Origin of the sequence: Priestia sp. 40 (genome assembly GCF_049368575.1) — a bacterium.
GTDB classification, from domain to species: Bacteria; Bacillota; Bacilli; order Bacillales; family Bacillaceae_H; genus Priestia; species Priestia zanthoxyli.
This window is the reverse complement of the sequence record NZ_JBMPZA010000021.1, coordinates 1-8,896: the sequence shown is the minus strand read 5'-3', so window position 1 is coordinate 8,896 and position 8,896 is coordinate 1. Positions and strand designations below refer to the sequence as shown.

Here is an 8,896-nt window from a genome sequence, read left to right as displayed (position 1 = left end):
GTGTTATGTCATCTACTCGTTGGTTGTGCAGCCGATATTAACCCTACTTACGAAGCTGAGGGACTGCGTTTTCGCATTTATCGTGAAACGCTTTCGCGTTTTTCGTGCGCCGCTTCAGCCGACTTATGTAGACATTACCAGAGCAGCTTGCGGCGTTAAATCGTACGAATATTAATACGCAATTATTAACAATTGAAGCAGCTGTTACTAGAAAAAGAGAGCACATCTATCAAGCAGCGATGCTAGATCCTCATACAAATGCGGAATTATCCATGGATGACATCATTCGTATGTGCGATGATTTAATTGAAGCACACGGCGAGTGGCTGCCTGATTTTACAGGGAAAGTGAACCAATACGTGTAAGAAAAGAATCCTCGGCTGAGATCAGCTGAGGATCTTTTGTACTTAGGAAAAGAAGGGAATATCATCCAAATGGATATTGACATTTAAAAATGTTCATCATACACTGTAAGAAGCAAGTCATTTTATACTAAGAAAGGAAAGGTACCGTAGACAATGGATAAGTAATCCTATTTTTTTAGACATTCTTTTAAAACTTTATTTTAAATGAACATTTGTCTAGATAGGGTTAGTCTGTACATTTTTAGGTGCCATTTCTATATGTCTTATATGAAGTGATTTCTCCCTTTTTTTACTCTATAAAAAGGGTGCATATTTGCGTATGCCTAATTATGACCTCTAATCCTCTCTAGAAATCCTAGGGAGGTTTTTTTATGTTATTGTTAGAAGCTATAAATATTGAAAAAAGCTATGGAGACCGCCTGCTGTTTCAAGCAGAGAAACTTCAAGTACATCGCGGAGAGCGAATTGGAATTGTTGGGAAAAACGGAGAAGGCAAATCGACGTTGCTTCATATTTTAATGAAAAAAATGAGTCCAGATCAAGGGATTGTGCAAACATATGGCCGTTCCTCACTGATTCCACAGCTTGATATTCAACCTACAGGAGACGTTTCTCCTGAGATGAAAAGTCAGTGGAGTGTGCCAACTGAAGCGGACTTTCTTAGCGGAGGAGAAGAAACAAGAAAGAAAATTGCAGCTGCTCTTTCATCCGGCGCGGAACTGCTTGCAGCCGATGAGCCAACGAGCCACTTAGATGTAAAAGGCGTAGAAAAATTTGAAGAAGAAATGAAGTCTTTTACAGGCAGTCTGCTGCTGATTTCACATGACCGAGAATTATTAAACCGCCTTTGTACGTCCATATGGGAAGTAGAAGACGGCAAAATTAACTGTTATGAAGGCAATTATCAAGAATATGTGACGCAAAAAAAACGTGCGGTTGAAAGACAGCAGTTTGAATATGAACAGTATGTACAAGAAAAGCAGCGGCTTGAACTGGCGTCTGAAGAAAAAAGCCAAAAATCAAAGTCGCTTAAAAAAGCGCCGAGCCGCATGGGCAATTCTGAAGCGAGACTTCATAAGCGAGCGGTCGGAAAACAAAAAGCCAAGCTAGATAGAAGCGCAAAAGCGATTGAAACAAGAATTGAAAAGCTGGAGAAAAAAGAAAAGCCAAAAGAAATGGAAGAAATTCATTTTGACCTATCGCAGTTTCACCAAGTGCACAGCAAGCAGGTACTGAGCTTTGACAAAGTATCAGCATTAGCTGGTAATCATATGTTGTTTCAAAATCTAAAAGGCGGTGTGAAGCCAGGAGCGAAAGTAGCGATTGTCGGCAAAAACGGTGCCGGAAAATCTACGCTGCTGAATATGATTGAGCAGCGAGCAGAAGGCATCACGGTTGCGAAGCCTGTAAAACTCGGCTTTTTCCATCAGCGTCTTGAAAATCTAGATCCCGCTAAAAGCATTTTAGAAAACATTAAAGAAGACAGCCCGTACACCGAGCAGTTTATTCGTACGGTACTATCGCGCTTACTTTTTAAACGTGAAGACGTGTATAAAAAAGTAGAGATGCTAAGCGGAGGAGAACGAGTCAAAACGGCATTAGCAAAAGTCTTTTTAGGAAACTATAACGTTCTTCTTTTAGATGAACCCACCAACTATCTTGATCTTCATACAAAAGAAGCGCTTCAAGAAGTGTTAAAAGCTTATCCAGGGACGATTTTATTTGTGACGCACGACCGCTATTTTGTTAAAAAGCTTGCGACGCATGTTTTGACGTTAAAACAGTCCAAAGCGGATCTTGCGGCGATTGAAGACACGGATAAAAGCAAAAAAGCGTCACAGCAGCAAAATGAAGCCGAGAAACTTGCGCTTCAACTAGAATTAACAAAAGTGATTAGTGAGCTTTCTATCACGCCGGAAGGAAAAGACAAGCAGCAGCTTGAAAAAAGATATGAAGAGCTTTTAGAAGAAAGAAAACGATTAAATAGAAAGGAAGGGTAATATCACTTCACCTAACAATGAATACAATGATGTTACTGAACATCAAAAGCGTATTGAAGGAAAAATAACGGATATGAATGTAAAAGGAACGCCCAAAAGAATAAAATGGATTGGCTATGGAATCATTATTTTCTTTGTGATTCTTATTCTAACGATGATCATCAGCGTATTTATCAATTAAAACAAAAAGCAGCCGCTTCAATGTTGAAGCGGCTGCTTTTTTATTTGCCTACTTTTGTAACGATTGCATCTCCATTTTTTCCAACTCGTACAGTAGCAAAACGAGCTTCGCTTTCCACTTTGCTGCCGGTTCCTTCTGGAATAAAGTAATGCTCAATTCCGTACTGAATTCCCCAGTCGTGATAGCTGCCCGTAATGACAACGTCTTTTTCTTTAGAAGTATACGGCTTATTCCAGTCATCATCCGCTTGGTAGATTTTTGCGTATTCATACACGCCTTGTTTGTCAGGGCGAAGAACGAGCTTCACTTTTTCACCGTCTTTTACATGAGGTAAGGTAACGTGCGCAATGTCGTAATTCAGCTCAACGTAATCGCCTTGCAGCAGCGAGCGCGGATCGATCGGCTGTAAAGCGAGCTTAATTTCTTTTCCGTTTTGAAGAAGCACTTCGTTTTTAGTGAAAATGCCGCCCAGCATAATAAGCTGAACAAGAATGATGATCCATACAGCGGTTCGGCTGCGGTCAAGAAACGACGGCTGCGGCTGATCAGGCGTTGACAGGTCCCATCTCCTGCTTAGGAAAAGAAAGATCAGGCCTAAAATAACGAGCACAAGTGATTTATTAAATAAATCCCACACAAAGTCGTAATATTTCATCGCTAAAAAAACAAACCAGAAGATCATGCCAACAATAAAATCATATTTTGGCTCTTTTCGTACCGTCACAAATAAAAAGACGGTCGAAATCACAAAAAACACCGTGCAGTAAATGATATTTAAAAAAGACGGTTCGCTTAATTCAGTCAGCGATAGTAAAAAGATAAAAGCAAGAAGCAGCGCTGCTTTTTTAAACGCGTGGTGTACGTTTATCGCGTACACAGCGGCATTTAATAGAAACAAAGCGAGCAGCACATAATCTATTTTGATAGTGTCATAGTAAGCAGTTGGAACCTTTATTAACAGAAGCCCTTGCACTAGCACAAAAAGCAACAGGCGAACGGGCGTATGCTTTGTGAATACTAAAAGCGCTACAAGTGCGATGATGTAGATAAAAAACAGAATGTCGTTCACAAAAAAAGAAGCGCCGCCGCTAATTAATACGCCCATCATTAAAAGCGTATATTTCACGGTTGGAATATCTGCTTTAATCAAATAACATGCCACAATCAGCAAAACGCCAATCACAAGCATTCCGTTTGTTGGGTACGTTCCTGTAATAAGTGTGACAAGTCCTCCTAAAGAGCTGCTGCCGATGACCGATGCAATGGCCGTAATCCCAATCACAGCTATTCGTTTGATTACGCGGAGCGAGGTTTTTTGTGCTGCCGTGTTAGCAGTGAGCCATTTGACAAACCATACGCTTGCACCAATAAATAAAATCACAAATGCTAAAGCTAAGAACAGTGACCATTCAGCGTAGTGTTTAAAAATAAAAGAGAAAAACTGTTCAATAACAAATAAAGCAAATGCTACGATGGAAATCCCTAAAAACGACCTTTGCGGCTTCACTTTTGAAAAATAAAAAAAGGAGCTTAGTAAAAACAGCAAATAAAAAATAATAAGACCAATCCGTAAGCTAGAGCTCCCTGTGAAATCCGGCAGGGAAACAGTTAAAAAAATGTAGTGAAACAAACAAAACGCTGCATACATGATCACAGGAGACGAGCGCCGTTTCTTTTTTATGATCCAAAAAATAATCAAGTTCACAAACGCCATTCCTGCGTAAAGTAAAAGCGTCTCGTGTTCGCCTCGCTGTGAAACTGCGCCAGTTGGTGAAATGAAAAAAGCCATGGTGAATTGAAATAAAACAAACGATAACACGTAAAACGGCTGATACTTTGTAAAAAGGCTAAACAAAATAACCGGCACAAGCCAAATTAAAAACAGCCAGTACGATTCAGCGTGCGTGTTGTAAATTTGAGAAAGAAGCGCGATGCTTAATCCAAATGAAAGAGCGCCGGCCAAAAGAGTCCAGTGACTTAAAAACGCCTGCTGAGGAAGCAGCTTTCGCACTACAAACGCACTTCCGTAAAACAGCAGCATCAGCCCCACGCTCAGCGCAATTTTAATGTAGCGGTCAAAGCCTTGCCAGTTCGATGCAAAGAAATATAAAATGCCGGACAAAACAAGAGCCAACCCCAGTAAATAACCGAGTCTTACGAGCTTTTCTCTCATACTCAACCTCCTCTTTATATTATGTATATACTAGCGCATGTTTAAATATTTGGAAATAGAAAGGATGAATGCGTTTTAACAAAAAAATTGTGTAAAAAGGCCTTTTAGTGGCGCGGAAATAACAAGCAAAGTAGTCCGAAAATCTTGATAAATTGCCAATGGTAAGATAGTTTTGGTTATTTTATCCTGAAGAGTGGGTATTGAACTAAAAACCTACATTATTCCCAAAAAATATAAGAAAACATGCCGATGTGCTCTCTTTCTTTATTTGATAAGCTATAAAAGGGAATTACTGTTAGAGAAACCAAGAGATAGATATAAAGGAAGTGTCATCATATGAATGAGATGTTTGTTGCTCATCTGTATACCCAAGTGAAGCAGGCACATGAAGATATCCAGCAGCTTACCGCTAGTAAAAACACGTTAACGGAAGTCAAAGGCGAGCTTGAACGTGCAAAGGAAAAGGTAAAAGAACCAGAGCTCACTTCCGCCACTTGGTCAGGCAGCCTTGCTGTTGGGTTTGAAGACATTCGTACGGCTATGTTAGATGAATACGATGATTTGCTGACCCGTCAGCTGACGGATGCCCTTACGACAATTGATGCAAAAATTACGGTGCTTCAATCGGATATACAAGGGATGGAACGCGCCATTAAAATGCAAGAAGACGAAGCAAAAGATAAGGTGTGATGCAATATGGCAGACGAAATTAAAGTAATAGATGGTGAAATTAATAGAACGCTTAGTGACCTAAGCGCTGCTGCGCAGCAGTTTCAGCCGCTTTTTCCGTTTCACGTAGGAAGCGGACAAGATCTAGCGGTGCTCGATGAATTAAACCAGCTGAACCAGCAGCTTCAAACGTTAATTGTGGACTACAAGCAAACGCTCCTCGATGATTTGAACGCCACCAAAAAATCCGTGCAGTCCATAAAAGAAGCAGATGAAAAAGCTGCAAACGCAGCTAAATAATGTTCATATTTTATATAAAGCTATCAAAAACAACCTTTCAACCAGCATAGATTTGGCATTCAAATAAAAAGGTTTTATCTAGCGGATGATGCAAGCCTTGTAAAGAGGAGCGTCCGCTTAGGTTTAGAAAAATGACGGGCGATTGTTCGTTAACCGTTTGTTGTTTTTCTACATCGATACAGTTAGGAGGTTACAGGTTATTGAAAACACTTGATGTCGATGCTTTTCACGAAAATATTCAAGCTATCTTAGACTCTATTAAAAGTCAAAAAGAACAAATTCAGGGCCTGATTTCACAGGTTCAGTCATTTTCAAGCTTAGATGATGCGTTTAAAGGAAAAGGAGGAGAAGCGATTCGGTCTTTTTACGAAACGGGACATGCTTCTTTTTTAACGCTGTATCATTCATTACTTACTTCCTATGAAACTCGACTAACTCAAATCACACATGCGCTTCGCTCATTCGAACCGAGTGAAGACGGCTACATCACGCAGCCGTTTCTACAAGACACTATTCCCGCGCATTTAAATCAAACAAGAAATACAACCGTTTCGCTTGTCGATCAAGCAAATGCAGCGATTCAAAAAGTCAGTCACCTTGCTTCTGTTTCAGCGCTTAACGATCAAGGTTTCTTAACAGAAGTAGAACAAGCAAAAAACAAAGCGGACAAAACGATGAACGATTTAGTCCGTTTTGACGAACAGCAAACGCAAAGCCTTTCAGCCATTCAAGATCAGCTGACGTCTTTAAACTCGCTGCTTTCTAAAGTGAAAGCTGGGTTTCAAAATGGTTCCATTCAGCCGAGCAATGTAAGTGAGCTGAGCGCGTTGGCGAAAAAAGTGATGACCGATTCAGGAGGCGTCTCGGTTTTTGAAAAAGGCATTCAAACAACCTTGACAAGAAAAGAAAAACAAGAGAAAGTGATAAAGGAAGTAGGCCTTGAAAAGCTGATTCAACTTCAGGCAATGACGCCTGCTGAGCAGTTAAAAGAAATTCACAACCTTGAAAAAACGACGCCTTACATAAGAGAAGTGCTAACGCAAATTCAGCAGGATACAGCACCTGCTAACATGAAAAAACTAGCGGAACTGTCACCTGCAGAGCAAGCAGTGGAACTTGAAAAAAGCCCATACCTGCAGGCGCTCAACGATTCTTCAACTGTGGGCATGCTAGCGTCTCAACAGATTCTTCAAAACGCTACGGGCGTTGAGGGAATGCTTATGCAGTCGGTGATGAGTCAGGGTCAGGTTAGAGATGTGACACCTGAAAAAACTGCTGAATCCTTTGACTTTACAGAAATCTGCGAGAACCCTGCGGCTAAAAAAGAAGAAACCGGTATAAAAGCTGTAGTCAAGGACGTAGGAGAAGGTGCTGTCACCTTAGCAAAAGGCACAGTTACGGGTACTAAAGGAATAGCACAAGACGTTTGGGCCGGTATGGGGGAGAGAGCAGATAAACGGTACAACTCCTTGTATGACTTTGGAAACTATATAACGATGGGCGGATTTGATGGAGCTCTTTCCTTCAAAGAGGGGTTGAATGAACGAGGGGAAAAATCGTTTGATTCACCGTATGACTTTGTCAATCACGCAACGATGGGACTCTTAGATGTAGGGCAGCAGGCACTTAATCCGGACAAACCTCTTTCAAAAGAGCACTGGGAAAACAGCATGTTTCTGTTTGCGAGCGTCATTGGAGGAGCGAAACCCGCAGGAGCCGTAAAATCCGTTCCAAAAGTAACAAACGTTCCGCGTGTACCTGCACATAAAGCAACCAAAACATTAAGCGATATGCGAAATGTCGTCAGCCCAAAAGCAGCAAGCAATTGGTCGAAGAAGGTGTATGAACCTGTTCAGAAGCAGCTTCAACCTTTACTAGATGCGGAGATACCGACTTTACGTCCTCAACCTCAACTGGTAGGGATAGGAGAGGCGTTACCTCGACAGACCTTTGGTGAAGCGTTACATGGGTTAACGACGTATAAGATGGGGAATATTTCAAAAGGCCAGTCGAAAGCGTTGGAGAAAGTGGAAAAGCCTGATAGTAAAGCGAATGTTGAAGGGGTTTATGATCAGGAAGCTGTTGCTAAGGGTACGGGAAAAATGTATCCAACCAGACAAATAGATTCAGTTGCGGAAGCACATATAATTGATAGAGTGAAAGAGCTAAGAGGGAATTTATCAAGTAAATATAAAAAAGCTGGTAATTTTGCCCTTGCAGAGGTGGATGTTAATAGTTTAAACAAAAAGGAGTTTTATGCTTCAAGTAAAATAGATGAATTTAAAGGGAATTTAGAAGAAAAAGTTCCTGAAATTTCATTAAAACCAAATGAGCCAATTTTTGAGGCATCTCTAGCACCTGGTAAGGATGGAAAACCTTATATGCGAGATTCTGACACTGAGTATAAGATTTTGAATGAAATTGCTTTAAAGCTGGGTAATGATGTAAATGCTACTGGTGAAATTAAGTTATTCACAGAACTAGATACGTGTGATAGTTGTAGCAAAGTAATAGCTGAATTTGCTGATAAATATAAGAATATTAAATTGGAAGTTATTCACAATAACGGTGAAAGACTTAAACCATAAAAGAGGAGTGACATCATGGAAGACTGGGAATATAATGAAATATTTGAGGCGATTAACGAAGACTATGATGATTATTTAAAATTAAATAGGGGACATGAATATGCAATAGCAAGAACTATTAATGAATATATAAATCTTGGAAAGGTAGAAGACTTTATTGTTGATGCTGCTGTAGGTGAAATATTGTTATCCAAAAATAAGGTCTTTATTGGATATGCTGAAGGGATAACAAAGAGATTAAGTGTGTTTAAAGATTTAGATGTTACAAATGAACTAACACATGAAGAAATAGTAGACTTGACTAATAGGATAGAGAAAGTACTAGATGGTCTTAGTAAGGTTGAGATAGATTATAACCCTTATTCCGAGTAGTTATTTGCGAAATTGAACAAGAATATTTTTAAATTATAAATTAATGATGTAATTAACTAAAAAGCACTTGATTTCCTTTTAGGGAACCAGGTGCTTTCTATGTGATATTTTATGCTTTGGACAACACGAATGATGATATGCTGAAATTCAGAGCCCATGAAAGTAGTACCATCATGAAGTACAATGTGCAATGATAGAATAGAAAACAAAATACGAGCTTAGGCGAGATGACATTATACTGGGCGGTG

Annotated in this window: 6 protein-coding genes and 1 pseudogene; 6 read left to right on the top strand and 1 reads right to left on the bottom strand. The window is 39.9% G+C overall.

Translation table 11 applies throughout. The annotated features are described in order from the left end of the window. Positions 1-134 precede the first annotated feature (134 nt). Both ACO1DI_RS22465 and abc-f read left to right on the top strand, forming a co-directional pair. Positions 135-365: pseudogene (locus ACO1DI_RS22465) on the top strand (alpha-glucosidase/alpha-galactosidase); the annotation flags it as partial. A 371-nt stretch (positions 366-736) separates the two neighbouring features. After that, complete coding sequence (abc-f, locus tag ACO1DI_RS22460) at positions 737-2,365, top strand: ribosomal protection-like ABC-F family protein (RefSeq protein WP_423145635.1); 1,629 nt, start codon at positions 737-739, stop codon at positions 2,363-2,365. A gap of 221 nt (positions 2,366-2,586) precedes the next feature. Here abc-f and ACO1DI_RS22455 read toward each other — a convergent pair whose 3' ends face one another. Next, a complete protein-coding gene (locus tag ACO1DI_RS22455) occupies positions 2,587-4,719 on the bottom strand; it encodes a GDYXXLXY domain-containing protein (protein ID WP_423145634.1) in 2,133 nt (710 codons plus the stop codon). Positions 4,720-5,055: 336 nt separating this feature from the next. Here ACO1DI_RS22455 and ACO1DI_RS22450 point away from each other — a divergent pair, with 336 nt between their 5' ends. The 4 genes from ACO1DI_RS22450 to ACO1DI_RS22435 all read left to right on the top strand — a co-directional run bounded on the left by ACO1DI_RS22450 (position 5,056) and on the right by ACO1DI_RS22435 (position 8,648). Further along, on the top strand, positions 5,056-5,409 hold the full coding sequence (locus ACO1DI_RS22450; RefSeq protein WP_252123356.1) for a YwqH-like family protein: 354 nt from the start codon (positions 5,056-5,058) through the stop codon (positions 5,407-5,409). 6 nt (positions 5,410-5,415) lie between these two features. Next, positions 5,416-5,688, top strand: a complete 273-nt coding sequence (locus ACO1DI_RS22445) for a DUF5344 family protein (RefSeq protein ID WP_045292218.1) — start codon at positions 5,416-5,418, stop codon at positions 5,686-5,688. Between the two features lie 200 nt (positions 5,689-5,888). Continuing rightward, positions 5,889-8,276 carry a T7SS effector LXG polymorphic toxin gene (locus tag ACO1DI_RS22440; protein ID WP_423145633.1) on the top strand — a complete coding sequence of 796 codons (2,388 nt, stop codon included), beginning with the start codon at positions 5,889-5,891 and terminating at the stop codon, positions 8,274-8,276. Positions 8,277-8,291: 15 nt separating this feature from the next. Then, positions 8,292-8,648, top strand: a complete 357-nt coding sequence (locus ACO1DI_RS22435; RefSeq protein WP_423145632.1) for an Imm3 family immunity protein — start codon at positions 8,292-8,294, stop codon at positions 8,646-8,648. Positions 8,649-8,896: the final 248 nt, after the last annotated feature.

Coding starts and splice junctions, on each gene's coding strand:
- ACO1DI_RS22445 (WP_045292218.1), top strand. CDS start 5,416: ATGGCAGACGAAATTAAAGTAATAGATGGTGAAATTAATAGAACGCTT.
- ACO1DI_RS22435 (WP_423145632.1), top strand. CDS start 8,292: ATGGAAGACTGGGAATATAATGAAATATTTGAGGCGATTAACGAAGAC.
- abc-f (WP_423145635.1), top strand. CDS start 737: ATGTTATTGTTAGAAGCTATAAATATTGAAAAAAGCTATGGAGACCGC.
- ACO1DI_RS22450 (WP_252123356.1), top strand. CDS start 5,056: ATGAATGAGATGTTTGTTGCTCATCTGTATACCCAAGTGAAGCAGGCA.
- ACO1DI_RS22455 (WP_423145634.1), bottom strand. CDS start 4,719: ATGAGAGAAAAGCTCGTAAGACTCGGTTATTTACTGGGGTTGGCTCTT.